A 213-nucleotide genomic window follows, 5' to 3' on the forward strand; every position below is an offset into this window, starting at 1 on the left:
GACGGTCATCGATTTCCCCAACAACCATCTCGTCTACGCGATCACCTGGTACGGGCTGGCGGCGATGGTGCTGGCATTGCTGGTGTTCATTCTTCGCGGCGAGAGGGCCACTGCATAATGCAGCAGTGATCACCCTTATGAAGCAATCCGGCTGATCGCCTCGGCGAGTTGCGCTTGCGAGAAGGGTTTGCCGAGACGAGGCAGGTCGACGAT

At 58.7% G+C, this 213-nt stretch carries 1 protein-coding gene; it reads left to right on the plus strand.

Annotation, left to right across the window (positions count from 1 at the left end; genetic code table 11):
- Positions 1–118, plus strand: a 118-nt coding sequence (locus AF337_RS45490) for an SURF1 family cytochrome oxidase biogenesis protein (protein ID WP_280138857.1), incomplete at its 5' end; no start/stop codon positions are given.
- Positions 119–213 lie beyond the last annotated feature (95 nt).

This window comes from Rhizobium ecuadorense, assembly GCF_001187535.1.
In the GTDB taxonomy this organism is placed as follows: domain Bacteria; phylum Pseudomonadota; class Alphaproteobacteria; order Rhizobiales; family Rhizobiaceae; genus Rhizobium; species Rhizobium ecuadorense.